We start from the raw sequence: 276 nt of genomic DNA on the forward strand, positions 1-276 counted from the left end.
CTGTGTCCGCAGCCGCAATGAGGCGCGTGCACTTCCGGCATGGCCTGCCATTCGCTCAGCGCCTGCTCGATGGCCTGCTGGCGCTGTTTACTGAGCGCACGCCCGATCTCCGCCCCCTTCAGGCCCTGTTCGACCAGAGACTGCGGCGACACCGCCGTCGCGGCTTGCCAGACGGCATTGCCCAGCCGCGCCAGGCCCTTGTCCTCGACGGCCAGCAGGGCCACCAGCACCGACTGGCGCTCGCCACGCCGCCAGGCATCGACACCATCCAGCCAG

1 pseudogene is annotated in these 276 nt (G+C 69.9%); it reads right to left on the reverse strand.

What is annotated here, in order from left to right:
- Window positions 1-276, reverse strand: a pseudogene (locus R0J88_RS19935) (hypothetical protein); the annotation flags it as partial.

Source organism: Pseudoalteromonas sp. SIMBA_162 (genome assembly GCF_046535955.1).
GTDB lineage: Bacteria > Pseudomonadota > Gammaproteobacteria > Enterobacterales > Alteromonadaceae > Pseudoalteromonas > Pseudoalteromonas marina.